Origin of the sequence: Streptomyces antnestii (genome assembly GCF_004005495.1) — a bacterium.
Lineage (GTDB): Bacteria > Actinomycetota > Actinomycetes > Streptomycetales > Streptomycetaceae > Streptomyces > Streptomyces antnestii.
The window spans coordinates 412,817-436,192 of the sequence record NZ_RZYA01000005.1 but is presented as its reverse complement, the minus strand read 5'-3'; the positions used below and the strand labels follow the sequence as shown (position 1 = coordinate 436,192).

21 protein-coding genes, 1 pseudogene and 1 riboswitch are annotated in these 23,376 nt (G+C 72.0%); of the genes and pseudogenes, 7 read left to right on the top strand and 15 right to left on the bottom strand.

Annotated elements, in window-relative coordinates; translation table 11 throughout:
• Positions 1-7 precede the first annotated feature (7 nt).
• The gene (locus EOT10_RS14490; RefSeq protein ID WP_127828575.1) at positions 8-1,102 is read right to left on the bottom strand and encodes a phosphotransferase family protein; all 1,095 of its coding nucleotides are present in this window, start codon (positions 1,100-1,102) and stop codon (positions 8-10) included.
• Positions 1,103-1,132: 30 nt separating this feature from the next.
• The gene (locus EOT10_RS14485; protein WP_127828574.1) at positions 1,133-2,257 is read right to left on the bottom strand and encodes an Rv3169 family protein; all 1,125 of its coding nucleotides are present in this window, start codon (positions 2,255-2,257) and stop codon (positions 1,133-1,135) included.
• Between the two features lie 195 nt (positions 2,258-2,452).
• Here EOT10_RS14485 and EOT10_RS14480 point away from each other — a divergent pair, with 195 nt between their 5' ends.
• Positions 2,453-2,716: a hypothetical protein gene (locus tag EOT10_RS14480; RefSeq protein WP_127828573.1), complete on the top strand. Its 264-nt coding sequence runs from the start codon at positions 2,453-2,455 to the stop codon at positions 2,714-2,716.
• Here the strand turns inward: EOT10_RS14480 and EOT10_RS14475 are convergent.
• The gene (locus tag EOT10_RS14475; protein WP_127828572.1) at positions 2,679-3,854 is read right to left on the bottom strand and encodes an acyl-CoA dehydrogenase family protein; all 1,176 of its coding nucleotides are present in this window, start codon (positions 3,852-3,854) and stop codon (positions 2,679-2,681) included. The genes EOT10_RS14480 and EOT10_RS14475 overlap by 38 nt on opposite strands.
• Before the next feature lie 355 nt (positions 3,855-4,209).
• Positions 4,210-5,619 carry a C39 family peptidase gene (locus tag EOT10_RS14470; protein WP_127828571.1) on the bottom strand — a complete coding sequence of 470 codons (1,410 nt, stop codon included), beginning with the start codon at positions 5,617-5,619 and terminating at the stop codon, positions 4,210-4,212.
• 201 nt (positions 5,620-5,820) lie between these two features.
• On the opposite strand from EOT10_RS14470, the gene EOT10_RS14465 reads away from it, so the two are divergent.
• Positions 5,821-6,462: a uridine kinase family protein gene (locus tag EOT10_RS14465; protein WP_127828570.1), complete on the top strand. Its 642-nt coding sequence runs from the start codon at positions 5,821-5,823 to the stop codon at positions 6,460-6,462.
• Positions 6,463-6,894: 432 nt separating this feature from the next.
• Entirely contained in the window at positions 6,895-8,769 is a 1,875-nt protein-coding gene (locus EOT10_RS14460) for an AAA family ATPase (RefSeq protein WP_127828569.1), read from the top strand.
• A 244-nt stretch (positions 8,770-9,013) separates the two neighbouring features.
• Here the strand turns inward: EOT10_RS14460 and EOT10_RS14455 are convergent, their stop codons facing one another.
• The 10 genes from EOT10_RS14455 to EOT10_RS14410 form a co-directional block, all read right to left on the bottom strand.
• The gene (locus EOT10_RS14455) at positions 9,014-10,111 is read right to left on the bottom strand and encodes a hemolysin family protein (protein ID WP_127828568.1); all 1,098 of its coding nucleotides are present in this window, start codon (positions 10,109-10,111) and stop codon (positions 9,014-9,016) included.
• Positions 10,108-11,442 (bottom strand): hemolysin family protein, encoded by a 1,335-nt coding sequence (locus EOT10_RS14450; RefSeq protein WP_127828567.1) that lies wholly within the window; start codon positions 11,440-11,442, stop codon positions 10,108-10,110. Before EOT10_RS14450 ends, EOT10_RS14455 begins: the two co-directional genes overlap by 4 nt.
• Positions 11,443-11,672: 230 nt before the next feature.
• Positions 11,673-12,122 carry a PH domain-containing protein gene (locus EOT10_RS14445; protein ID WP_127828566.1) on the bottom strand — a complete coding sequence of 150 codons (450 nt, stop codon included), beginning with the start codon at positions 12,120-12,122 and terminating at the stop codon, positions 11,673-11,675.
• A 19-nt stretch (positions 12,123-12,141) separates the two neighbouring features.
• On the bottom strand, positions 12,142-12,990 hold the full coding sequence (gene hisG, locus EOT10_RS14440; protein ID WP_127828565.1) for an ATP phosphoribosyltransferase: 849 nt from the start codon (positions 12,988-12,990) through the stop codon (positions 12,142-12,144).
• A gap of 104 nt (positions 12,991-13,094) precedes the next feature.
• Positions 13,095-13,367 (bottom strand): phosphoribosyl-ATP diphosphatase, encoded by a 273-nt coding sequence (locus tag EOT10_RS14435; protein WP_100597453.1) that lies wholly within the window; start codon positions 13,365-13,367, stop codon positions 13,095-13,097.
• Positions 13,368-13,402: 35 nt separating this feature from the next.
• Entirely contained in the window at positions 13,403-13,888 is a 486-nt protein-coding gene (gene ribH / locus EOT10_RS14430) for a 6,7-dimethyl-8-ribityllumazine synthase (protein WP_127828564.1), read from the bottom strand.
• 56 nt (positions 13,889-13,944) lie between these two features.
• Positions 13,945-15,234 carry a bifunctional 3,4-dihydroxy-2-butanone-4-phosphate synthase/GTP cyclohydrolase II gene (locus EOT10_RS14425; protein WP_127828563.1) on the bottom strand — a complete coding sequence of 430 codons (1,290 nt, stop codon included), beginning with the start codon at positions 15,232-15,234 and terminating at the stop codon, positions 13,945-13,947.
• Positions 15,231-15,875 (bottom strand): nicotinamide mononucleotide transporter family protein, encoded by a 645-nt coding sequence (locus EOT10_RS14420; protein ID WP_127828622.1) that lies wholly within the window; start codon positions 15,873-15,875, stop codon positions 15,231-15,233. The genes EOT10_RS14425 and EOT10_RS14420 overlap by 4 nt, the downstream gene beginning before the upstream one ends.
• Before the next feature lie 5 nt (positions 15,876-15,880).
• Positions 15,881-16,483 (bottom strand): riboflavin synthase, encoded by a 603-nt coding sequence (locus tag EOT10_RS14415; protein ID WP_127828562.1) that lies wholly within the window; start codon positions 16,481-16,483, stop codon positions 15,881-15,883.
• 268 nt (positions 16,484-16,751) lie between these two features.
• Positions 16,752-16,881: riboswitch (FMN riboswitch) on the bottom strand.
• Between the two features lie 153 nt (positions 16,882-17,034).
• Positions 17,035-18,228, bottom strand: coding sequence for an ROK family transcriptional regulator (locus tag EOT10_RS14410; RefSeq protein WP_127828561.1), 1,194 nt, complete (start codon positions 18,226-18,228; stop codon positions 17,035-17,037).
• Positions 18,229-18,410: 182 nt separating this feature from the next.
• Between EOT10_RS14410 and EOT10_RS14405 the strand changes: the two genes are divergently transcribed.
• On the top strand, positions 18,411-19,631 hold the full coding sequence (locus tag EOT10_RS14405; protein ID WP_127828560.1) for an MFS transporter: 1,221 nt from the start codon (positions 18,411-18,413) through the stop codon (positions 19,629-19,631).
• On the opposite strand, the pseudogene EOT10_RS14400 reads toward EOT10_RS14405, so the two are convergent.
• Positions 19,591-19,932 (bottom strand): annotated as a pseudogene (locus tag EOT10_RS14400) (acyl-CoA thioesterase); the annotation flags it as partial. The gene EOT10_RS14405 and the pseudogene EOT10_RS14400 overlap by 41 nt on opposite strands.
• Before the next feature lie 158 nt (positions 19,933-20,090).
• On the opposite strand from EOT10_RS14400, the gene EOT10_RS14395 reads away from it, so the two are divergent.
• The 3 genes from EOT10_RS14395 (at position 20,091) to EOT10_RS14385 (ending at position 23,337) form a co-directional block, all read left to right on the top strand.
• Entirely contained in the window at positions 20,091-21,476 is a 1,386-nt protein-coding gene (locus EOT10_RS14395) for a uracil-xanthine permease family protein (RefSeq protein ID WP_127828558.1), read from the top strand.
• Between the two features lie 104 nt (positions 21,477-21,580).
• Positions 21,581-22,285, top strand: a complete 705-nt coding sequence (locus EOT10_RS14390; protein ID WP_127828557.1) for a DUF5995 family protein — start codon at positions 21,581-21,583, stop codon at positions 22,283-22,285.
• A gap of 122 nt (positions 22,286-22,407) precedes the next feature.
• A complete protein-coding gene (locus tag EOT10_RS14385; RefSeq protein ID WP_127828556.1) occupies positions 22,408-23,337 on the top strand; it encodes an LLM class F420-dependent oxidoreductase in 930 nt (309 codons plus the stop codon).
• Positions 23,338-23,376: the final 39 nt, after the last annotated feature.

Below are 23,376 nucleotides of genomic sequence, written 5' to 3'. Positions count from 1 at the left end.
CGCCGCGTCAATTCCAGTAACTGCCCTGCACCATGGCCCGCAGACTGGCGTGGTGCAGGATCAGTGTGTCCGGGTCCTCGGGCACGGCCACCTCCCCGAAGTACGCCTGCCGGTAGGCGACGCGCAGCATCACGACGGCGTGGCGCAGGGCGGCGTACAGGGTGTGGAACTCCATGTCGCGCGGTGTGTGGCCGGTGAGTTCGGCGTAGCGGCGCTCGATGTGCTCGCGGCGCAGGAAGTCCGGCAGGCCGGGCTGGCCGAAGCTCTCGGTCAGGTCCTGGAAGAAGCGGTGCAGGTACACGGTCCAGCCGAGGTCGACCTCGCGCGGGGCGAGGGCCGCCATCTCCCAGTCGAGGACGGCGGCCGGTTCGAAGCCGTCGTAGATGATGTTCCCGATACGGGCGTCGCCCCAGTTGAGGACGGGTTCGCCCTCGTCCGCGGGCCAGAGTTCGGCGAGCCGGTCGAAGGCGCTCTCGATGAGCGGTGAGGGCGGCAGACCGTCCACCACCCAGGCGTAGTAGGCGCGTTGGGCCTCCACGTGGCGGCGCAGGGCGCTGCCCTGGCCCGGCGTGGCCAGGAACGGGGCCTCGGCGGCCGGCACCCCGTCGTGCAGCCGCGCGATGAGGCGCACGGTGGCGTCCTCCAGGCGTGCGCGTTCCGCATCGGTCGCGGCGTGCAGCCAGTTGCCCTCGTACGTGTAAGGCATGACGTCCGGCGGTACGCGGCCCTCGACGCGCTCCATCACGAAGAACGGCGCGCCCAGCGGCCCCGGATCCTCCTCCAGCCACAGCACCCGGGGCACCGGAAGCCCGGTCCGCTCGGCGGCGAGCCGCATCGTGCGGTACTGCCGCGTCATGTCGTAGACGGGGAAGATCGTGTAGGCGGACGGGTCGGCAGCGAGCCTCAACGCGCAGGCCCTGACCGGGGGTTCGGGGTGTTCGATGTCGAAGAGCAGGGTCTCGCTGGACATGCCGTTGGAGGCGGGGACGGTCACGTTCACCGCCTTGGCGCCCGGCAGGCGGACGGCCAGCCACGCGGTGAGCCTGCGGGCCACCTCCTCGGGATCGCGGGTGCTGGTGCGCGGTCGGGGTGCTGTCGCCATCGCAGGCTCCTTTCAGGGCTCCGGGGGAATTCAGGGCGCCACGGAGTCGTAACCCGTGAAGCCGCTCGGGTCGTGCCGGCCGAAGCTGCCGTGCTCGAAGATGCCGTGGCCGACCTGGCCGTCGAGGGTGAAGCGGGCCGCGTGGTCGATGACTCCGTAGGCGGCCAGGGGGTGGGCGGCGGGGTCGGAGAGGTCGTAGCTGCGGCGGTCGCTCCAGTCGCGGCCGCGCCAGGTGCCGTGCTGCCAGTCGTCCGCGGGCGGATAGCCGGCGCCGACGGCGAGGGGTGAGGAGGCGAGGATCTCGACGCCGAGTTCGAGGGGCTTGCGGGAGAGCGGGTCGGTGAGGTGGATGACGGCGCTCTCGGGGTGGCGGGTGCCGGGCCGGTAGGCGATGTCGGCCTGGGGCCAGCCGAGTTGGAGGTCGGGGCGGCCGTCCCGGACGAGGGTGGCGTCGTTGAGGGTGCGGTAGCCGTCGGCGTCCTCCTGGAGGATCACCATGAGGAAGCGGTCGTCGAAGCGGACCGGTGACCAGATCCAGTGGAAGCCCTCGGTCCGGTGCTCCTCGGCGAGCCGGCCGCCCTCCTCGCCGGGGACCGGCCGCACGCCCCAGCTGCGGTCGCGGGTGCCGGTCCAGCCGTCGACGGAGATCTCGCGTCCGCCGATCCAGAGCCGGCCGTCGCAGCGCCCGGCCTGCACGAAACGCCGGCCCTCCAGCGTGAGCCGGCCACCGCGGCGCTGGGTGTGGTGGGGCTCCCAGAGCGCGGGGAAGTCGGCCGACCAGTTGATCTCGTACGAGAGTCCGTCGGCGTCGTCCGGGTCGGCCCGACAGGTGAGGATGAAGTCCTTGAGGGGGCGTTCGACATGGATCCTGAGCGGTCCGACGGCGAGTTCCATGCGGGTGTCGTCGCTCAGGGCGTCGGAGGCGCGGACCGCGTGGAGGGTGTCGCCGACGCGCAGGGTCGCGTACGCGTCGATGACGCCCAGGTTCGGGTACACACCGAGGCCGAGGATGAGCAGGAACTCGCCGGTGGGGTCGACGAGGTGGAAGATGCACCGGTCGTAGGCGTTACGGTCGCTGGTCGCGACGTGCTTCATGGACAGAGGGACCTGGTGGACCGGGTATTCGTCGAGTGCGACGGGGCGTTCGTCGGCCACGCGTTTCCTCCCTGGGCGTACGGCGGTTGACGTCGCCCGGAGGGGTGCGGCCCCCGGCGGCGAAGGAATTGACGGTACGTCAGATCCAATGCCGGGGGCCAGATGCGTGCGCGGAACCGGATGCGGCGATGGCTAGAACTCACGCCCGGATGCCAGGAAGGGTGACCGGCTCGGCGCGGACGCGTTGGCCCGGGCATGACCCTCACGCAGGCCGGCACCGGCCGTCGCCGCCGCATCCTGGTACCCGTCGCCGCAGAATCGGTTCCCCCGCCGCCGCCCCCGGAGCGCCCCGCACATCTCCAGGACCCGCCGATCTACCGCGCCCTGATCGGCCACTGGGCCGACAGAGGCAAGGCGGTGCCGGGGCGCCCCGACCCGGAGTGGGCCCGGCTCGTGGCGCCCCCGGGCTCGGGCGGCCGGTTCAGCGGCTTTCCGGACCGGCGAGGTGCCGGGCGATGACCATGCGCTGGATCTGATTGGTGCCCTCCACGATCTGGAGCACCTTGGCCTCCCGCATGAAGCGCTCGACCGGGAAGTCGGCCGTGTACCCGTACCCGCCGAGCACCTGGACGGCGTCCGTGGTGACCTTCATCGCGGCGTCCGTGCACATCAGCTTGGCCATGGCGGCCTGCTTGGAGAAGGGCCGGCCCGCGTCGCGCAGGCGCGCCGCCGTCAGATAGAGCGCGCGGCCGGCCTCGACCTGTGTGGCCATGTCGGCGAGCATGAAGCGCAGCCCCTGGAAGTCGGCGATGGGCCGCCCGAACTGCTCGCGCCCGCGCGCGTACGCGACGGCCTCGTCGAGGGCGGCCTGGGCCACGCCGATCGCGCAGGCGGCGATGCCGAGGCGCCCCGAGTCGAGGGCGGACAGGGCGATCGCGAAGCCCTGCCCCTCGTCGCCGATGCGGTGCGCGTCGCTCACGCGCACGCCGTCGAAGTGGACCTGGGCGGTGGGTGAACCCTTCATGCCCATCTTCTTCTCGGGCGTCGCCGCGCTCAGCCCCTCGGCGTCGCCCGGGACCAGGAACGCGGTGATGCCACGCGCTCCCTCGCCGCCGCTGCGCGCCAGGACGGTGTAGAAGTCGGCGACGCCGCCGTGCGTGATCCAGGCCTTCGTGCCGGTGATCGCCCAGTCCCCGCCGGCGTCCCGGACGGCCTTGGTCCGCAGGGACGCGGCGTCCGACCCGGAGGAGGGCTCCGACAGGCAGTACGCGCCGAGCAGGCCGCCGCCGAGCATGGCGGGCAGATGCTCGGCCCGCTGCTCCTTGGTGCCGAAGTTGGCCAGCGCGTGGCAGGCCAGCGAGTGGACGCTGACGCCGAGGCCGACGGTGAGCCGCGCGGCGGCGAGCTCCTCCAGGACCTGGAGGTAGACCTCGTACGGCTGGTCGCCGCCGCCGAAGTCGGAGTCGTAGGGCAGACCGAGCAGGCCCGACTCGGAGAGCAGCGAGAACGTCTCGCGCGGGAAGCGTCCGGCGTCCTCCTCCTCGGCCGCGCTCGGAGCGATCTCGCGCTGCACGAGCTCACGTACGAGCGAGAACAGGTCCCGGGCCTCGTCCGTGGGCAGTTGACGGTCCACCGGCTGCGGGGCGCGGTCGGGCATATCGACGCTCTCCTCCCTGTCGGGCGCTGGGGCGGGTCGCGCGCGGGGTGGTGCGGCGTCGCCGGATATCGAGCCGCCACCGAGGACGCACTCCGGGTCTCGGAGGGCGCTGACCAGCGGCTGCGGCCCGTTGAGTATGCCCGTTCGACGGCGACCAGTCACCAGTTAACGACCGCTCACTTCAAAGATACCGAAAAGACGCCCACCGGGCGGCCGGGAGCCGTCGGACGCCCCTCGACGCGAAGCGCATCGGTCCGCACCATTGCCCCCACTGGTCTAGTCCTTCCAGCGTCCCGACTCAGACCTGTGGCCCCTCCCGGACGTACCGGGAGGGGCCACGGGTCCGGCAGGTTTCTCAGCGGACGCCGACCGCCTCCAGCGCGCGGCGCTGCTTCGGGGTCGGGTGGGCCGGGAAGTACAGGTAGCAGACACCGCCGGTACCGGAGACGACCTTGCCGGTGGCGTTGTACCGCTTGGTGCGGAGCCAGATGGTCTCCCACTCGGACCGCTTGTAGACGCGGCGCACGGCCGGGTCGCTCGGCGACGCCGGGTCATTGGCGATCACGTCGCCGTCCGCGGTGAAGCCGATCACCGTCATGAGGTGTCCGGAGGTTCCGTATCCGGCGCCCGTCAGCTCCTGCTTCAGGAACGACTGCGACGTTATGGCCGGGATTCCGGCAGCGATCAGCGTCTCCAGGTCGGTGAGCGAGCCGAGCCGCGTCACGACTCCCTGGAGATCCTTGTACGTCGCCGCGTACGCGGCGTTGAAGGGCCAGTTGCCGCAGCCCTCGTACTGGTAGTCGTACGTGAAGCGGGCCGCGTGGCAGACCTGTGGGTCGGCGTAGGCCGGGTTCACCCAGGACAGGTCGTCCGCGGAGGGTTCGCGGCCCCAGTACTCGATGATCATCTGCGAGGAGGTGGGACTGCACCAGGCCTCGCCGCCGTTGTCGTACTCCGGGTACTGGCCCGCGTGGATGTTCTGCGAGTAGCGCGGGACGGTCAGTTCCCGGGCGAGCCCGGGAGTGGAGGCCGGTACGGAGAAGCGGTCCGGGATGTCGGAGCCCATCGCGCCGAGCCGCCACACGAGGGGCGACGCCTCGGAGCCCGGGGCGCGGTACAGGGTCAGCCGCAGCCGGTAGGAGACGAGGCGCAGGCCGGAGGCCGCGTCGTCGATGGAGAACGTGTCCGTCCAGATGCTCGACCTGCCGTCCGACTGGCCGTCGACGGAGGTCCGCCGGATGTCCTGGTCGCCGGCGGCCCAGCGGCCCATCACGTACCAGGGCGTCGCCGCGCCGTCGGAGTAGGTGCCCTGGAGCTCAATCTGGATCCAGGTGCCGGCCGGGGTGCGGGCGTTCCAAGAGGCGATGACCTCGGTGGCGGGCACCGACAGGGGGTGGGCCGGCGACGTCCAGCGGCCGTACTCCCAGGTGGCGGTCTTCCCCGTGTGCGGATCCTTGTAGTCGGTCCGGCCCTCGGGGGTCGCGAGCGTGAGTCCGGGGCGGGCCCCGGCGACGGCGCGGGTGCCGGCCGCGGTCCCGGAGCGCCAGTCGGTGTACGTGGTCCAGGCGTGGTTGTCCACGAGGCGGGGGGCCGCCTCGGCGGAGGCCGGGGTGCCGGTGGCGGGTGGTGCGGCGGTGGCTGCTGCGGGGACGTTCCCGGTGGCCGCGGCGGCGGGGCCCGCCGTCGTGGCGAGCGCCGCGACGCCCGCGGAAGCCGCGGCGGCGCCGAGCAGGGTTCTACGGGACAGAGGTTCGGGTCGGGTCATGGACGGGGCTCCCCCAGTCGACGAGATATCCGTAATGGGGCGGGTGCGGTGCACGACAGTGGGCCAACTATGGCCGGTACCCGCTGACTTCCACCAGCGTTTCCGGGCCTGTCGTGGCTACCAATATTGGCCTGTACCACTGGCATGACCTGCGGCGGCGCGCGCGAAACCGGTCGGGGGCCTCCCGTACCCTTGCGGGCGATGACCTTCCAGCACCTGCCGCTCCCCCAGCTCGCCGAGACCCTGCGCGCGCTGCCGCCCTCGTGCGGCCCGGTCCGGCTCGTCGGCGTCGACGGGCACGCGGGCTCCGGCAAGTCGACCTTCGCCGCCCGGCTCGCCGAGGCGCTGGGCCACGCGCCCGTGCTGCACCTCGACGATCTCGCCAGCCACGACGCCCTCTTCGACTGGACGGCGCGGCTGCGCGAGCAGGTCATCGATCCGTTCACCCGGGGCGAGAGCGCCCGCTACGCGCCGTACGACTGGAACGTCCGCCGGTTCGGCGCCCCGCGTGCCCTGGAGCCCGCACCCGTCGTCCTGATGGAGGGCGTGGGCGCGGGCCGGCGCGCCCTGCGGCCGTTCCTGGCGCGACTGTTGTGGATGGACACACCCCGGGAGGTGTCCTGGGAACGGGGACGCCGGCGGGACGGACCGGCACAGAGCGACTTCTGGGACGGCTGGGTCCGCGCGGAGCACGAACACTTCGCCCACGACCCTTCGAGGCCCTTCGCCGACACATTGGTGCGCGTGTGTCAGGAGGGATACGAGGTACGTCAGATGCCTCCCGGGACCGCCCGCCGGGCCCGTTCCGTCACGCACCGTGAGGGCCCGTCGGCAGCGCGCTGACCCCTTCCGGAGCACCCTCCGCCAGATCCCGGGAGTGCCTCAACTCGGCTTGACCGAGGGGCCGTACAGGACTTACGTTCTGAATGTGCGGCCATACAGCGCCGCCGGCAGACGCGAAGCCCCCGGTTGTTCCCCCGTGATCGGGGGCTTCGTTCTGCCCTCCTGGCGTTTCCGGGGGTGCGGTGAGCCGCGATTCGTTCACCCTCGGTCACGATCCGGCCCCTCCTCCCCCGCGCCCTCCGCCCCGGATCCGGGCCTGCGGCGCCCTCGGCCGACGACACCTCCGCAGGTACGATGCCTTTCGGTGCGGCCTACGGACGGCTGGCTGTCCGCATCGTGACAACTCCCGTCCACAGCACATCGGTTCGGCGACGGAGCCGACGGGCACCGGCCCGGCGGCGCACCACGGGGGCACGGTTTGTGGGGGACGTGATGGACTTCGGCACACAGGGCTCGCCCGGCCCGGCCGACCTCGCCTGGGTACGTGGGGTGGACGCGTACACCATGGGCGCCTATCCGCAGGCCGAGGAGGAGTTCCGGGCCGCGGTCCGGATGGATCCCGGCATGGCCGACGGCTGGCTCGGGCTGCACGCATTACGCATCGACACGACGACCGCGCTGCTGCGCATGTTCCGGCACCGCGACCGGTTCGGCGAGCAGCGCACCCGCCACCGGCGCACCCTGAACTCCTGGTACTGGCTCGGCTGGTGGGTGCAGCCCGTCCTGGAACGGCCGCGCGACCTGCTGCTCGCGCACGCGTCGCACTGGCTCGACGGGCGTCATGTCCCGGACCTGGACCGGGCGTTGGCGACGCTGCCGCCCGTGGACGCCGACCCGCAGGTGCGGTTCCTGCACGCCTGCCGGTCCTACCTGGTCAAGGACTGGGATCAGCTGGTCCGGCACACGGACCCGCTGATCGACGACGGGCTCCTCGGCATCGAGGCCGGGCTCTTCGGCGGCATGGCCCGGGTCCGCCTGGAGATGTACGGGCAGGCCGAGCCGCTGCTGTCCGCCGCGCTGATGCGCTGCCGCAGTGAGCAGCCCCAGCGCAAGGAGCTGCGGTACTGGCTGGCCCGCGCGCACGAGGGCACCGGCCGGTCCGCCGCCGCGCTCCCCCTGTACCGGGCGGTGCACCGGGTGGACCCCGCCTTCATGGACACCTCGGCCCGCCTCGCGGCGATCGCCGAGGGCGACGGCTACGGCGACTTCGGCGACGTCACGGACCTGACGCCCCTCAGCCTGACCGGGCTCGGCCAGGACGTCCTCGACGGCTCCGAGTCGGTGGACCCGCTGTACGAGGGCGACGGCCGGGACCTGAAGGTGAGCGAGCCCGATCTGCCGCCGCCCGGCTCGGTCTCCGCCGACACGGACGCGGTCCGCGAGAAGGCGGCGGTGCCGAGGGCGGCGCAGATGCCGGCCGGACCCGCCGACCCCGGACTGCTGGAGGAGGCCCTTGCCGAGCTGGAGCGGATGGTCGGGCTCGAACCCGTCAAGCGCCAGGTGAAGGCGCTGTCGGCGCAGCTGAACATGGCGCGCCTGCGCACCGGGGAGGGCCTGCCCGTGCAGCCGCCCAAGCGGCACTTCGTCTTCTCGGGCCCGTCCGGCACCGGGAAGACCACGGTGGCCCGCATCCTGGGGCGCGTCTTCTACGCGCTCGGGCTGCTCGGCGGCGACCACCTCGTGGAGGCGCAGCGGGCCGACCTGGTCGGCGAGTACCTGGGCCAGACGGCCGTGAAGGCGAACGAGCTGATCGACTCGGCGATCGGCGGCGTCCTGTTCGTCGACGAGGCGTACGCCCTGTCGAACTCGGGTTACGGCAAGGGTGACGCGTACGGCGACGAGGCGCTGCAGGTCCTCCTCAAGCGCGCCGAGGACAACCGCGACCATCTCGTGGTGATCCTCGCGGGCTACCCGGAGGGCATGGACCGCCTCCTCGCCGCGAACCCCGGCCTGTCCTCGCGCTTCACGACCCGGGTCGACTTCCCCTCGTACCGGCCGCTCGAACTCACCGCGATCGGCGAGGTCCTGGCCGCCGAGAACGGTGACGTGTGGGACGAGGAGGCGCTCGACGAGCTGCGCTCCATCAGCGGGCACGTCGTCGACCAGGGCTGGATCGACGAACTCGGCAACGGCCGCTTCCTTCGCACGCTGTACGAGAAGTCGTGCGCGTACCGCGATCTGCGGCTCACGGGATACGCGAGCACGCCGACGCGGGACGACCTGGCGACGCTGCGGCTGCCCGACCTGATGCAGGCGTACGGCGAGGTCCTTTCCGGACGCGGACCTCAGGACCCGTCGGCGCTGTGACATGGCTAGGGGGTGTCTGACAATTCCCCGTGGAGCAAGGAGCGGCGTCCGGTGCGTGCGATCGCAAGGCGCCGGAGCGTCCTAGATGGGGCCCCCGCTCGAGCGAAGCCGAGAGTGGGGGAGGAGCTACTCGGACGTTTCGGCAACGCCACGAGCGTGCGTGCCGGACGCCGCGGGGAATTGTCAGACACCCCCTAGGGGGCGGGCCCCGTGCGGGACCCGCCCCTTCGGCCTCATGTCCGGATCAGCTCGCCAGTGCCCCTTCCGGTGCCTCGGCCCGCGGCTCCGCGAGCCGCGTCGCGGTCGCCGGAGCCTCCCGGTGCGCGGGGTCCCGGACCTCGCCCACCAGCATCTCCAGTACGTCCTCCAGGGCGACGAGGCCGAGGACACGGCCCGTGGCGTCGGCGACCTGCGCGAGGTGCGTCGCGGCGCGGCGCATCACCGTCAGGGCGTCGTCGAGCGGGAGTTCGGCGCGCAGCGTCGTCATGGGCCGCCAGACCTGCTGCGGCACCGCACGGTCGTGGTCCGCGGAGTCGATCAGGTCGAGGACGTCCTTCACGTGCAGGTAGCCCATGAAGGCGCCGCCATCGGCGCAGACCGGAAAGCGGGAGAAGCCCGTGCGGCCGGTGAGCTCGATGACCTGGCCCGGGGTGACCGAGGGGCCGACCGTGACCAGGGACGCCCGGTCGAGCAGGACGTCGGTGACCGGGCGCGAGCCCAGTTCCAGCGCGTCCTCCAGGCGTTCCTGCGCCTCGGGTTCGAGCAGGCCCGCCTGGCCCGAGTCCTCGACGAGCCGGCCGAGCTGCACGCTCGTGAAGACCGCCTCGACCTCGTCCTTCGGCTCGACCCCGAACAGCTTGAGGACGAGCCGGGCACAGGCGCCGAGGGCGACGGTGACCGGCCGGCACAGCCGGGCGAAGGCGACGAGGCCCGGGCTGAACCAGAGCGCGGTCTTCTCCGGGGCGGCCATCGCGAGGTTCTTGGGGACCATCTCGCCGATGACGAGGTGCAGGGACACGACGAAGGCGAGCGCGATCACGTAACCGAGGGGGTGGATCATTCCCTCGGGCAGGCGCATCGCCTCGAAGACCGGCTCGAGCAGGTGGGCGACCGTCGGCTCGGCGACCGCGCCGAGCGTCAGGGAGCACACGGTGATGCCGAACTGGGCCGCCGCCATCATCTGCGGCAGGTGCTCCAGGCCGTACAGGACCTGGCGGGCCCGCTTGGTCTCCAGGGGCTCGATCTGGCTGCGGCGCACGGAGACGAGGGCGAACTCGGCGCCCACGAAGAAGCCGTTGGCCAGTACGAGCAGGAGGGCGAAGAGAAGTTGGAGGGCGCTCACCGGGCGGCCTCCGCGAGCGGGGCGACGTCCGCGGTCCGTACGATCCGGACCCGCTCGGCGCGGTAGTGGTCGACCTGGCGCACCGCGAGGCGCCAGCCCGGGAGTTCGGCCCGGTCACCGGGGGCCGGGATCCGGCCGAGCAGGTCGGCGACGAGCCCGGCGACGGTCTCGTACGGGCCTTCCGGTACGTCGAGGCCTATGCGCCGCAGGATGTCGACGCGGCAGCTGCCGTCGGCGTCCCACGCGGGCCGGCCGTCCTCGGACGGGGCGGCCGCCAGCTCGGGCAGGTCGAGTCGGTCGTGCTCGTCGCGGACCTCGCCGACGAGTTCCTCGACGATGTCCTCCAGGGTGACGACCCCGGCCGTGCCGCCGTACTCGTCGACGACGACGGCTATGGGCTGCTCGCTGCGCAGGCGCTCCAGGAGGGGCTGCACGGGCAGCGTCTCCGGGACGAGCAGCGGGGCCTGGGCGATGCGGCTCACGGGGGTGCGCAGCCGCTCGTGCGCGGGCACCGCGAGGGCGTCCTTGAGGTGCACCATGCCGACTATCTCGTCGATCCGCTCCCGGTAGACCGGGAAGCGCGAGAGGCCGGTGGCGCGCGTGAGGTTGACGACGTCCTCGGCGGTCGCCGATGACTGGAGCGCGCTGACCTTCACGCGCGGGGTCATGACGTGCTGGGCGGTGAGCTCGCCGAGTGACAGGGTGCGGACGAAGAGGTCCGCCGTGTCCTGCTCCAGGGTGCCCGCCTGCGCGGAGTGCCGCGCCAGGGAGACGAGTTCGCCGGGGGTGCGGGCCGAGGCCAGCTCGTCGGCGGGCTCGACGCCGAGGGCCCGTACGGCGCGGTTGGCCACGGTGTTGAGCAGGGCGATCACGGGCCGGAAGAGGCGCGAGAACACGTGCTGCGGGCCGGCGACGAACCGTGCGACCTGGAGCGGCTTGGACACCGCCCAGTTCTTCGGCACGAGCTCGCCGATCACCATCTGCACGGCCGAGGCCAGGAGCATGCCGATGACGACCGAGACACCTCCGACGGCGCCTTCCGGCATGCCGACGGCGGTGAGGGGCCCCGCGAGCAGGGTCGCGAGCGCCGGCTCGGCGAGCATGCCGACGACCAGCGAGGTGATGGTGATGCCCAGCTGGGTGCCGGAGAGCTGGAAGGACAGCTCCTTGAGGGCGCTCACGACCGTACGGGCCCGCCGGTCGCCGTCGGCCGCGGCCTTCTCGGCGTCGGCGCGCTCGACGGTGACGAGGCCGAACTCGGCGGCCACGAAGAATCCGTTGGCCAGAATCAGCAGGAATGCCGCTCCGAGGAGCAACAAGGGGATGGTCATGCCGCCGCCTCCGCGCACACATCGCGCGATCCGGTCGCGCTATGTCGGGAGGGGGCGGCGCAGGTACTGCAGGACGAACCGTCCATCGCCGGAGGGAGTCACTCCTCGGGTAGCAGGAAACCCCCGGGCCCGGGCGGGCCCTTGGTCGGGGGCGGGGCGGCGAGGTGCGCGCGCTCCGCCACCAGATTAATCAAGACAGGGGTCGAAGCGTCAGGGCGTGCGCCCCTGAGTCAGCCCTGAAGTTGCCCGGAGGCCGTGGAACGGGCCTCGGCGAGGGCGCGCAGGGCACGCGCGTCGGTGAGGGCGCTCTCCTTGGCCATGCCGGGCTGGATGCCCATGGCGGCCAGGCTCGTGCCGTCGCTGAGGTTGAGGAACACCCAGGGGTCGCCGGGCCGCAGGGTGACCTGGACGATCTCCGCCCAGGCCAGGCGGCGGCTGCGGGCGATGTTGACCACGGTGACACCGGTCTCGTCCGCGACGATCCTGGGCCGGGCGAGCAGGGCGAGCCCGCCGAACAGGACCGCCCCGGTGAACACGAAGCTGAGGCATTCGCTCGTCCGCAGACCGAGCACGAACGGGACGACGGAGACCGTCACGAACATGACCGCACCGAGCGCGAACAGAATCGCCCGGGTGCGGGACGGCCGGAAAGTGACGGGCAGAGCGGGGAGTTCGGACATGTCGGACATGATTGGTGCCTCAGAGTCGGCAGGCGTGGATGGCCGTGGTCAGGATGGCCCGCGCGCCCAGGTCGTACAGGTCGTCCATGATGCGCTGGGCGTCCTTGGCGGGGACCATCGCACGGACGGCGACCCAGCCCTCGTTGTGCAGGGGCGAGACCGTCGGCGACTCGAGGCCCGGGGTGAGGGCGACGGCCTTCTCCAGGTGCTCGGCGCGGCAGTCGTAGTCCATCATCACGTAGGTCCGGGCGACGAGGACGCCCTGGAGACGGCGCAGGAACTGCTGCACCTTCGCGTCGTCGGCGTCGGCGCCGGTGCGGCGGATGACGACCGCCTCGGACTTCATGATCGGCTCGCCGAACACCTCGAGGCCCGCGTTGCGCAGCGAGGTGCCGGTCTCGACGACGTCCGCGATGACCTGGGCGACGCCCAGCTCGATGGCGGTCTCGACGGCGCCGTCCAGGTGGACGACGGAGGCGTCGACGCCCGCCTCGGCGAGGTGCTTGCCGACGATGCCCTCGTAGGAGGTGGCGATCGTCTTGCCCGCGAGGCCGTCCAGGCCGGTGACGGTGCCCGGCTTGGCGGCGAAGCGGAAGGTGGAGCGGGCGAACCCGAGGGGCAGGATGACCTCGGCGTTCGCGCCGGAGTCGATCAGCAGGTCCTCGCCGGTGATGCCGATGTCGAGCTTGCCGGCGGACACGTAGATCGCGATGTCCTTGGGGCGGAGGTAGAAGAACTCCACCTCGTTGGCCGGGTCGACGAGGACGAGTTCCTTGGACTCCTTGCGCTGCTGGTATCCGGCCTCATGGAGCATCGCCGACGCAGGTCCGGACAGTGAACCCTTGTTGGGGACGGCGATGCGCAGCATGAGGTCGGATTCCTTTGCGTGAGGAGTGCGGGACAGGCGGGTGTGTGCGGGGCGGTACGGCGTCGGCTCTGGAGGTCTGCAGGCCTGGAGAGAGGTCTGCAGACCTAGAGGTGGGCGTAGACGTCGTCGAGGGAGATTCCCCGGGCGACCATCATCACCTGGACGTGGTAGAGCAGCTGCGAGATCTCCTCGGCAGCGGCCTCCTTGCCCTCGTGCTCGGCGGCCATCCAGACTTCGGCGGCCTCCTCGACGACCTTCTTGCCGATGGCATGGACGCCCTTGTCCACCAGTTCGGCGGTGCGGGACGTCGCGGGGTCGCCGTTCTTGGCCTTGAGCTGCAGCTCGGCGAAGAGCTCTTCGAAGGTTTTGTTCGCCATGATGGTCCTAAGACTACGGGGTTGTGCCCGGCCACTCAGCGCCAGGGTTCGCTGACCGAGCGCAGTGTGGCCGCGGTCGCGACGGCCGCCGTGACGGCCTCGTGGCCCTTGTCCTCGTTCGAGCCCTCGATTCCTACACGGTCGAGGGCCTGTTCCTCGGTGTCACAGGTGAGGACGCCGAAGCCGACGGGAACACCGGTGTCGACGGTGACCTGGGTCAGCCCCAGGGTGACGCCCTGGCTCACGTACTCGAAGTGCGGGGTGCCGCCGCGGATGATGACGCCGAGGGCGACGATCGCGTCGTAGCCGCGGCCCGCGAGGACCTTGGCGACGACGGGGAGCTCGAAGCTGCCCGGGACCCGCAGGAGGGTCGGCTCGTCGATGCCGAGCTCGTGCAGGGCGCGCAGGGCGCCGTCCACGAGGCCGTCCATCACCTTCTCGTGCCACTGCGCCGCGACGACGGCGACGCGCAGGTCACCGCAGTTGCGTACGGACAGTTCGGGTGCGCCCTTGCCACTCACGTTGCTCCTAGGTGTTTCGCGTGTTCGATGGTGCTGGTGCTTCTGGGGGTTACTGGTTACTGGTTGCCGCAGGCCGTCGGCGCCGGGGCGTCCAGCCAGGGCAGGTCGTGGCCCATCCGGTCCCGCTTGGTGCGCAGGTAACGGAGGTTGTGCTCGCCCGCCTCGACCGGCATCGGCTCGCGGGCGACGACCTTGAGGCCGTACCGGACGAGCGCGTCGGTCTTGTCGGGGTTGTTGGTCAGCAGGCGCAGGCCGCGCACGCCCAGGTCGTCGAGGATCTGGGCGCCCGCCGCGTAGTCCCGCGAGTCGGCCGGCAGGCCGAGTTCCAGGTTGGCGTCGAGGGTGTCCCGGCCGCGCTCCTGGAGCTCGTAGGCGCGCAGCTTGGAGAGCAGGCCGATGCCGCGCCCCTCGTGGCCGCGCAGATAGACGACGACTCCGCGCCCCTCCTCGGTGATGCGCTTCATCGCCTCCTCCAGCTGGGGGCCGCAGTCGCAGCGCAGCGAGTGGAAGACGTCGCCGGTGAGGCATTCGGAGTGGACCCGGACGAGGACGTCGTCGCCGGCGCCGATCTCGCCGTGGACGAGGGCGACGTGTTCGACGCCGTCGACCGTGGAGCGGTACCCGTACGCCGTGAAGTCGCCGAAGGCGGTGGGCAGGTTGACCTCGGCCTCGCGGCGGACGGTCGGCTCGGAGGAGCGGCGGTAGGCGATCAGGTCCTCGATGGAGATGATCGTCAGGCCGTGCTTGCGGGCGAACGGGATCAGTTCGGGCAGGCGGAGCATCGTGCCGTCCTCGCCCGCGATCTCGACGATCGCTCCCGCGGGGCGCAGGCCGGCGAGCCGGGCGAGGTCGACGGCGGCCTCGGTGTGTCCGTTCCGCACCAGGACGCCGCCCGGCTTGGCCCGCAGCGGGAAGATGTGGCCGGGCCGCACGAAGTCGCCGGCCTGGGCGGTGCCGTTCGCGAGGAGCTGGAGCGTGGTGGCGCGGTCGGCGGCGGAGATGCCGGTGGTCACGCCGTGCGCGGGGCCCGCGTCGACGGAGACCGTGAAGGCCGTGCGCATCGACTCGGTGTTGCGCTCGACCATCTGCGGGAGTTCGAGCCGCTCCAGCTCGTCGTTCTCCATGGGGGCGCAGATGAGGCCGCGGCACTCGCTCATCATGAAGGCGATGATCTCGGGCGTCGCCTTCTCGGCGGCGATGACGAGGTCGCCCTCGTTCTCGCGGTCCTCGTCGTCGACGACGACCACGGGCCGGCCGTTCGCGATGTCGCGGATGGCCTGCTCGACGGGATCGAGCACGAAGTCGTCCTCGTCGTGGGTGCTGTAGGCGATGGGCGTCGTGGTCATGCCGGGGCTCCTTCCAGGGCGGGCTGGGCGGCCGTGCGGGACCGCAGCCACCAGTCGCGCATGCCCCACAGGACGAGCGCGCCATAGATCACGTAGACGAAACCGGAGAAGGCGAAGCCGTTGGCGAAGTTCAGCGGTACGCCGACCAGGTCGACGAGCAGCCAGGCGAACCAGAACTCGACCATGCCGCGCGCCTGGGCGTACATGGCGACGATCGTGCCGACGAAGATGTACGCGTCCGGCCAGGGGTCCCACGACAGGGTCGGGAACACGGTGAACAGGCCGCCGACGGCGAGCGTGCCGAGTGCGGCCCCGCCCGCCAGGTAGCCGCGCTCGCGCCAGGTGGCGAACCGGACGGCGAGCGAGCCGTCCTGGGCCGTGCCCTTGCCGCGGTTCCACTGCCACCAGCCCCACGCGGCGACGCCGATGACCACGAGCTGCTTGCCCGCGCTGCCCGAGAGGTGGGCGGTCGCGAAGGCGGCGAGGAGGATGAGGCCGGAGACGAGCTGCGCGGGCCAGGTCCAGATCGAGCGGCGCCAGCCGAGTGCGAGGGCGACCAGACCGACGGTGTTGCCGATCATGTCGGACCACATGATGTGCTGGCCGAGGAGCGTGAAGGCCTCGGAGTTGAGCCAGTGCAGACCGTTCACCGGGTTCCCCCCTGGGCGCCGAGCAGCCGCTCGACGTACTTGGCGATGACGTCGACCTCGAGGTTGACCGGGTCGCCGGGCTGCTTGTGGCCGAGCGTGGTCAGGGCGAGGGTGGTGGGGATGAGGCTGATGGTGAAGTAGTCGGGGCCCGCCTCGACGACGGTGAGGCTCACTCCGTCGACCGTGATGGAGCCCTTCTCGACGACGTAGCGCGCGAGGTCCGCGGGGAGCGAGACCTTGACGATCTCCCAGTTCTCCGACGGGGTGCGCGCGACGATCGAGCCGGTGCCGTCGACGTGTCCCTGGACGATGTGTCCGCCGAGGCGGTCGCCCACCGCGGTGGGGCGCTCCAGGTTGACCCGGGAGCCGACGGCGAGAGCGCCGAGGCTGGACCGCTTGAGGGTCTCCGCCATCACGTCGGCGGTGAACTCGTCGCCCTCGTGCTCCACGACCGTGAGACAGACGCCGTTGACGGCGATGGAGTCGCCGTGCCGGGCCCCTTCGGTGACGACGGGGCCGCGCAGCCTGAAGCGGGAGGCGTCGCCGAGTTCCTCGACGTCGGTGATCTCGCCCAGCTCTTCGACGATTCCGGTGAACACGTCAGTGCTCCTTCGCTGCAGGGCCCGCGGGGGCCACGACGCTAGATCGTGAAGCGGCGAAGGACACGTGCGTGTTCCCGGCACCCGGGAAGTGCACTGCGAAAGTGGGGGCCACCGGGTCCTCCTGCCTCTTCGGGCACGGACTCCGGGGCACTGTCGCGATACGACGACAGAACGTACGGGCGAGGACACCGAGGCCGACGCCGCATGAGAGACCTGTCCCTGGGACAGGTCGAAACAGACGGCGGCGCGCACGAATGCCCGCCCGCCGCGCACTGCCTCCCATCCGGACTTTAACCGTCGGTCCAGGAATTCCACCTGGTCAACCGGCCGCCGAGGCGACCGGGTCGCGGACTATAACCGCCGGTTCGGACTTTCACCGACCCCGGAGTGCGCTGCTTCTGGTACAGGGCCAGTGTGCCACGTCCTCACATCGGCCAAACGAGTGATCCGCTGTGGGCTGCCTCACAGGCCGTAGGCGTGGACTCGCGCAGCGTTCCGGGGTGCGGTGATCCGTCTCGCGCTACGGGGTGCTGATCCTCCGGCTCGCGCTACAGGGTGTCGGTGGGTGCGAAGAGGTCTTCCTGCGCGCCGTCGCGCGCCATGAGCAGTGCCCCGCGCAGCACCGCGCCGCCTCCGAGGGCGGTCGGCCGCACCTCGGTGGGCAGGGGGGACATGGCGGACAGGCGGGCGGCGACCAGGCCCGCGAGCCGGTCGCCGCCCGCCCGGCCGACCTCGCCGGCCAGGACGAGGCAGCCGGGGTCGAGTACGGCGACGACGGAGGCGGCCCCGAGGACGAGCCGGCCGGCGAGCGCGTCGAGGAAGCGGGCGGCGGGCGTGCCCGCGTCCGCGGTCACGGCGTCGCGCACGAGGGCCGCGGCGGCCGGCTCGCCGGGGGCTACCGGGGGCGCCACCAGGCCGTGCGCGCGGGCGAGTTCGGTGACGGCGGCGGATCCGGCAAGGGAGTGGAAGCCGCCGTCGCAGTCGGTGGCGGACGGCAGTCCGGCCGTCCCGGGCACGGGCAGGAAGCCGATCTCGCCGGTGCCGCCGGAGGCCCCGCGGCGCAGGACGCCGTCGAGGACGACGGCGGCGCCGATGCCGTGGCCGAGCCAGAGCAGGGCGAACGTGTCCCGGTCGCGGGCGGCGCCGTCGCGCTGTTCGGCGAGGGCGGCGAGGTTGGTCTCGTTCTCCACCAGGACGCGGGCCGGGAGGCGTTCGTGGAGGGCGGCGACGAGGCGGCGGTGCCACTCGGGCAGGCCGGACGAGTCGCGGAGTTCGCCGGTCACGGGGTCGATCAGGCCGGGTGCGCCGATTGCCACGGTGTGCAGGGGCGCGGCGCCGGCCTCCTCGGCGGTGCGCTCCACCAGGGCGACGGCCCGCTCGACGGCCGCGCCCGTGCTGTCCTCGGCGTCGACGGGCACGGACGCCTCGGCGAGGACCGTGCCGACGAGGTCGGCGACGGCGAGGGTGACGCCCTCGGTGCGGACGTCGAGGGCGGCGAGGTGGGCGAGGCCGGTGACGATCCCGTGGAGCTTGGCGTTGGGGCCGCGGCGCCGGGACCCGGCCTCCCCGACGACCTCGATCAGGCCCTGGGCCGTGAGCCGGTCGACGAGGTCGGCGACAGTAGGCCGGGACAGACCGGTGAGTTCCTTCAACTGCCCGGCGGTCAGCGGTCCTTCGCTCTGCAGGAGGCGCAGCGCGAGCCGGTCGTTGATGGCCCGGGCGGTACGGGGGGATGCGGGCATGGCGCGGATCCTTCCAGATCACGGGACCGGGCTCGCGTGCCGTCGGCCGGCACCGGCCGATATCAGCCGATACCGGCTGCTGTCAGCTGGTATCAGCTACTTATCAGGCAGGGTTCCTGATAGTTTACGCGGCGGAGGGCGGAGGGCAGCAGCCCGGGACGGTATCGGGAGGGGCGCGTCGGGTGACTGAAGTCGGTTACGGTGCAAGGGAGTTGAGGCGCGCACGGTACGCGGTCGCGGTCGTCTTCTGCGTCCATGGAGCGGTCACCGGGTCCTTCGCGACGCGGGTGCCCTGGATCCAGGACCACGCGGGCGTCAGCGCGGGCCGGCTGGGGCTCGCGCTCGCCTTCCCCGCCCTCGGCGCCTCGGTGGCGATGCCTCTCGCGGGCTGGGTCAGCCACCGGTTCGGGGCGCGCACCGCGCTGCGCGGGCTGCTCGCCCTGTGGACGCTGGCCCTGGTCCTGCCCTCGCTCGCGCCGAACCTGGTCGTCCTGTGCGCGGCGCTTTTCGCGTACGGCGCGGCCGCGGGCATGTCGGACGTGGCGATGAACGCGCTCGGGGTCGAGGTGGAGAACCGTCTCGGCCGGTCGATCATGTCCGGTCTGCACGGCATGTGGAGCGTGGGCGCCCTCATCGGCTCCGCGGCCGGCACGCTCGCCGCGCACCTGGGCTCCGACGCGCGTCTGCATCACGTACTCGCCGCGGCGACCCTCACGGTGGTGGGGCTCGTGGCCTGCGGCGGTGTGCTCGACCTGCGCCCCGCGGAGGACGAGGAGGCGCCGCCGCGTTTCGCGCTGCCGCCGAGGTCCGCGCTCCTGATCGGCGCGGTCGGCTTCTGCGCGGTCTTCGCGGAGGGCGCGAGCCTGGACTGGTCGGCGGTCTATCTGCGGGACGTCCTGGACACCTCGGCGGGACTCGCCGCCGCGTGCACCACCGCGTTCACGCTCACGATGGCGGTGGCGCGGCTCGCCGGCGACAGGGTCGTGGACCGGTTCGGCGCGGTGCGTACCGTGCGGGTCGGCGGGGTGGGCGCCGCGCTCGGCGGGCTGCTCGTGGTCGTGGCGCCGGACCCGGCCGTCGCGATGGGCGGGTTCGGTCTGATGGGACTCGGGATCGCGGTGGTCGTGCCGCTCGCGTTCGCGGCGGCAGGGAGGAGCGGGCCGAACCCGAGCCAGGCCATCGCGGGCGTCGCCACCATCACGTACACCTCGGGGCTCATCGCGCCGTCGGCGATCGGGACGGTCGCCGACGCGACGAGTCTGGTGGTGTCGTTCGGCCTGGTGACGTTCCTGACCTGCGGGCTCGTGGTGCTCGCGGGGGTGCTGCGCACCGGGGACCGTACGCGGACGAAGCCGGCCGGCGTCAGTCCCGCGGGCGCAGGAGCTCGCGGCCAAGGGTCCTGAACGGCTCGCTCCAGGGGGCGGGACGCAGGGTGGCCGGATCCAGTCGCACAAGCACGCGGGTGCCGCGGGCGTAGGTCGTCGTGCCGTCCGCCGAGCAGAAGCGGAAGCCGTACGTCAGGCCGGTGGTGCCGACCCGGTCGAGCCACAGGTGCACGGCGTACGCGCCGGGGCGGCTGACCGGCGCGTCGTAGGTGATGCGCAGGTCCTTGACGGCGTTGCAGAAGTCGCCGGCCGCCTCCCAGTCACCCTCGAAGCCGAGCCCGCGCTCCGCCCACAGCGCGGTCCAAGCCCGCCCGACCATTGACCGCCCCACCGTACGACGCCTCCCTAAGCAAACGCTCAGCAGGCCGGTGCGGGCCCGCATGCGACTCCGGTGCACTTACGTCGCATTAACATGGCGGGCGGCCATTTCAGGCCATAGAAGCAAGTCACAGAAGCACCACAGAAAGCAGAACTCACATGGATCTCGGCGTGCGCTGGAAACTTCACGGCGACGGGCGCACCCCGGCTCCCGGCGCCGTCGTGCGCCCGGACGAGCGGCTCACCTGGCCGCGCACGTTCGGGCTCGGCGCCCAGCACGTCGTGGCGATGTTCGGCGCGTCCTTCGTCTCGCCGGTCCTGATGGGTCTCGACCCGAACCTCGCGATCATGATGTCCGGCGTCGCGACGGTGATCTTCCTGCTCGCAACCCGTGGCCGCGTGCCCAGCTACCTCGGCTGCTCGCTGTCCTTCGTGGGGGTCGCCGCGGTGATCCGGGCGCAGGGCGGGACGAGCGCCACGGTGACCGGAGCGGTCTTCGTGGTCGGCGTCGCGCTGTTCCTGGTGGGGCTCGCGGTGCAGAAGTTCGGCGCGCGGATCATCCACGCGGCCATGCCGCCCATCGTGACCGGCGCGGTCGTCATGCTGATCGGCTTCAACCTCGCGCCGGTGACGGCATCGACGTACTGGCCGCAGGACCAGTGGACCGCGCTTCTGGTGATGCTGTTCACCGGTTTGGCCGTGGTCTGCCTGCGCGGTTTCTGGTCCCGCATCGCGATCTTCCTCGGGCTGCTCTTCGGCTACGGCATCTCGTGGCTCCTCGACCGGATCTTCGGCAAGATCCACTCGGTGAGCGGCGGCGGCCAGGCCGTCGACCACTGGCGCCTCGACCTGTCCGGCGTCGGCAAGGCGGACTGGATCGGCCTGCCCTCCTTCCACGCCCCCTCGTTCCAGTGGTCGGCGATCCTCGTCGCCCTCCCCGTCGTGATCGCGCTGATCGCCGAGAACGCCGGACACGTCAAGGCCGTCGGCGAGATGACCGGCGACGACCTCGACGACAAGCTCGGCACCGCGATCTCCGCCGACGGCGCCGCGTCGATGCTCTCCACCGCGGTCGGCGGCCCGCCCAACACCACGTACTCCGAGAACATCGGCGTCATGGCCGCGACGCGCGTCTACTCGACCGCCGCGTACTGGGCGGCCGCGGGATTCGCCCTGCTCTTCGGCCTGTGCCCGAAGTTCGGCGCGATCGTGGCCGCCATCCCGGGCGGCGTCCTCGGCGGCATCACGGTCATCCTCTACGGCATGATCGGCCTGCTCGGCGCGCAGATCTGGATCAACGCCAAGGTCGACCTGCGCAACCCGCTGAACCTCGTCCCGGCCGCCGCGGGCATCATCATCGGCGTCGGCAACGTCTCGCTGAAGTTCACCGACAACTTCTCGCTGAGCGGCATCGCGCTCGGCACGATCGTCGTCATCACCGGCTACCACGCGCTGCGCGCCATGGCCCCCGCGCACCTCAAGACGCAGGAGCCGCTCCTCGACGCGGGAACCTCGACGTACGACGACCCGTCCGCCAAGGCGTAGGCGCAGCCCTCTCCCCACCCGCGGTGCCCGGTCTGTTCCCTCGTTCTGGGGAAGCCCCGGGCCAGGCGCCGCGCGCGCCGGTCCGCACTTGAGAACCTGCCCCCATGGCGCACAGGGAACGGTTCGCAGAGTGCACGCCGGCCGCGGGCGGGGTCGCCGCCGTCCTGGCCCGGATGCGTGACCTGGCAGGCTCGTGGCCGGCCCGGGACGGGGTGGCCGTCTTCAACCGGGTCTATCTGTCCGTCACGGAAGAGGTCGGCCGGCACGTCGACGACGGCGGGTTCCCCGACGCCGGGACCGCGGTCACGCTGGACGTACGGTTCGCCGAGCGCTATCTGACGGCCGTCGGCACCTCCTCCCCCGAGCACCCCCCGCCCGCCTGCTGGCGCCCGCTGCTCCAGTACCGGCGCCATCCCGGCGTACGCCCGCTGCAGTTCGCGCTCGCGGGCATCAACGCGCACATCGGCCACGATCTGGCGCTCGCCGTCGTGGACACCTGCCGCGCGCTCGGCTGCGAACCGGCCGACGTGGAGGACGAGTTCGACCGTGTGGGCGACCTCCTCGTCTCGCTGGAGGAGCGCATCCGCGAAGATCTGATGCCGGGCCCCGACCTGCTCCAGATCGCCGATCCCCTGACCCATCTGCTCGGTTCCTGGACCCTGGAGCGCGCCAGGGACGGGGCCTGGGCCGCGGCCCGTGCCCTGTGGGCGCTGCGCGGGTTCCCCGATGTCACGGAGGACTTCACCCGGCGCCTCGACACCTCGGTGGGCCTGGTCGGCCGCATGCTGCTCACCCCGCTGCCGGACTGATCCGGCCATACGTCCGCCATCGCCGCGGAACTCCCTCTCTCCCCCTGTACGTTGACAAGGCGTTACACGAGGACAAGGCGTTACACGAGAGATCCAGGATGCGAACGCGAAGGAGCTCCGGCATGGCGACCCGACTGGGCCTCAGCCTCCCCCAGATGAAGCAGTACGACATCGGGCGCGACATTCCGGCGGTGGCGCGCGCCGCCGAGGAGATCGGTTACGAGAGCCTGTGGGTCTTCGAGCGGATCCTCTTCCCGGAGCCCGCCCGCCAGGGGCTCTACGGGATCCCGGGCCTCGCCTGGCCGGACCAGTACCGCTCCGTCGCCGACCCGCTGGTCTCGCTCACGCTGGCCGCCGCCGCCACGGAGCGCGCGCGGCTCGGCACGAGCGTGCTGGTCGCCCCGCTGCACGTGCCCTTCCAACTGGCGCGCGCCCTGGCCTCGTTGGACGCGGCGAGCGGTGGCCGCGTCGTGGCGGGCCTCGGCACGGGGTGGTCCCACGACGAGTACGCGGCCGCGTCCGTCGCCCCGTTCGAGCAGCGCGGCAAGGTCCTGGACGAGCTGCTCGACGTGTGCGCCGCCGTGTGGGGCCCCGACCCCGTGCACTACGAGGGTGAGCTGACGGTGATCGCGCCCTCCGTTGTCGGCCCGAAGCCGGCCCGGCCGATCCCCGTACTGCTGCCGGCGAACAGCCCGAAGGCCGCGCGCCGCCTCGTCGACCGCGCGGACGGCTGGATGCCGGGAGCCGCGGGCGCGGAGGAGCTCGCGCGGCAGTGGCGGGACCTTCAGGAGATGGCCGAGGAACGCGGCCGCAAGGAGCCGCTGCAGAGCGTGCTGCGGGTGAACACGGTCTACACGCGCGACGAGTACACGGGCGACGACCGCCGCCCGTTCCAGGGCAGCGTCCCGCAGATCGTCGAGGACCTGGTGGCGCACGACGAGGTGGGCCTGGAGGAGATCCTCATCGATCTCCAGGGCCGCGTCCGTGACGCCCAGGAGCTGACGGACCTGGCGGCCGAGGTCTACGAGCAGGCGAGGGCGGCCGGCATCTGAGCGATGAGGGCCCCGGCTTCGCGCCGGGGCCCTCACCAC

Coding starts and splice junctions, on each gene's coding strand:
- EOT10_RS14385 (WP_127828556.1), top strand. CDS start 22,408: ATGGCGACCCGACTGGGCCTCAGCCTCCCCCAGATGAAGCAGTACGAC.
- EOT10_RS14475 (WP_127828572.1), bottom strand. CDS start 3,854: ATGCCCGACCGCGCCCCGCAGCCGGTGGACCGTCAACTGCCCACGGAC.
- EOT10_RS14480 (WP_127828573.1), top strand. CDS start 2,453: ATGACCCTCACGCAGGCCGGCACCGGCCGTCGCCGCCGCATCCTGGTA.
- EOT10_RS14445 (WP_127828566.1), bottom strand. CDS start 12,122: ATGTCCGAACTCCCCGCTCTGCCCGTCACTTTCCGGCCGTCCCGCACC.
- EOT10_RS14395 (WP_127828558.1), top strand. CDS start 20,091: ATGGATCTCGGCGTGCGCTGGAAACTTCACGGCGACGGGCGCACCCCG.
- EOT10_RS14490 (WP_127828575.1), bottom strand. CDS start 1,102: ATGGCGACAGCACCCCGACCGCGCACCAGCACCCGCGATCCCGAGGAG.
- EOT10_RS14435 (WP_100597453.1), bottom strand. CDS start 13,367: ATGGCGAACAAAACCTTCGAAGAGCTCTTCGCCGAGCTGCAGCTCAAG.
- EOT10_RS14460 (WP_127828569.1), top strand. CDS start 6,895: ATGGACTTCGGCACACAGGGCTCGCCCGGCCCGGCCGACCTCGCCTGG.
- hisG (WP_127828565.1), bottom strand. CDS start 12,990: ATGCTGCGCATCGCCGTCCCCAACAAGGGTTCACTGTCCGGACCTGCG.
- EOT10_RS14410 (WP_127828561.1), bottom strand. CDS start 18,228: ATGCCCGCATCCCCCCGTACCGCCCGGGCCATCAACGACCGGCTCGCG.
- EOT10_RS14450 (WP_127828567.1), bottom strand. CDS start 11,442: ATGACCATCCCCTTGTTGCTCCTCGGAGCGGCATTCCTGCTGATTCTG.
- EOT10_RS14465 (WP_127828570.1), top strand. CDS start 5,821: ATGACCTTCCAGCACCTGCCGCTCCCCCAGCTCGCCGAGACCCTGCGC.
- EOT10_RS14425 (WP_127828563.1), bottom strand. CDS start 15,234: ATGACCACGACGCCCATCGCCTACAGCACCCACGACGAGGACGACTTC.
- EOT10_RS14390 (WP_127828557.1), top strand. CDS start 21,581: ATGGCGCACAGGGAACGGTTCGCAGAGTGCACGCCGGCCGCGGGCGGG.
- EOT10_RS14470 (WP_127828571.1), bottom strand. CDS start 5,619: ATGACCCGACCCGAACCTCTGTCCCGTAGAACCCTGCTCGGCGCCGCC.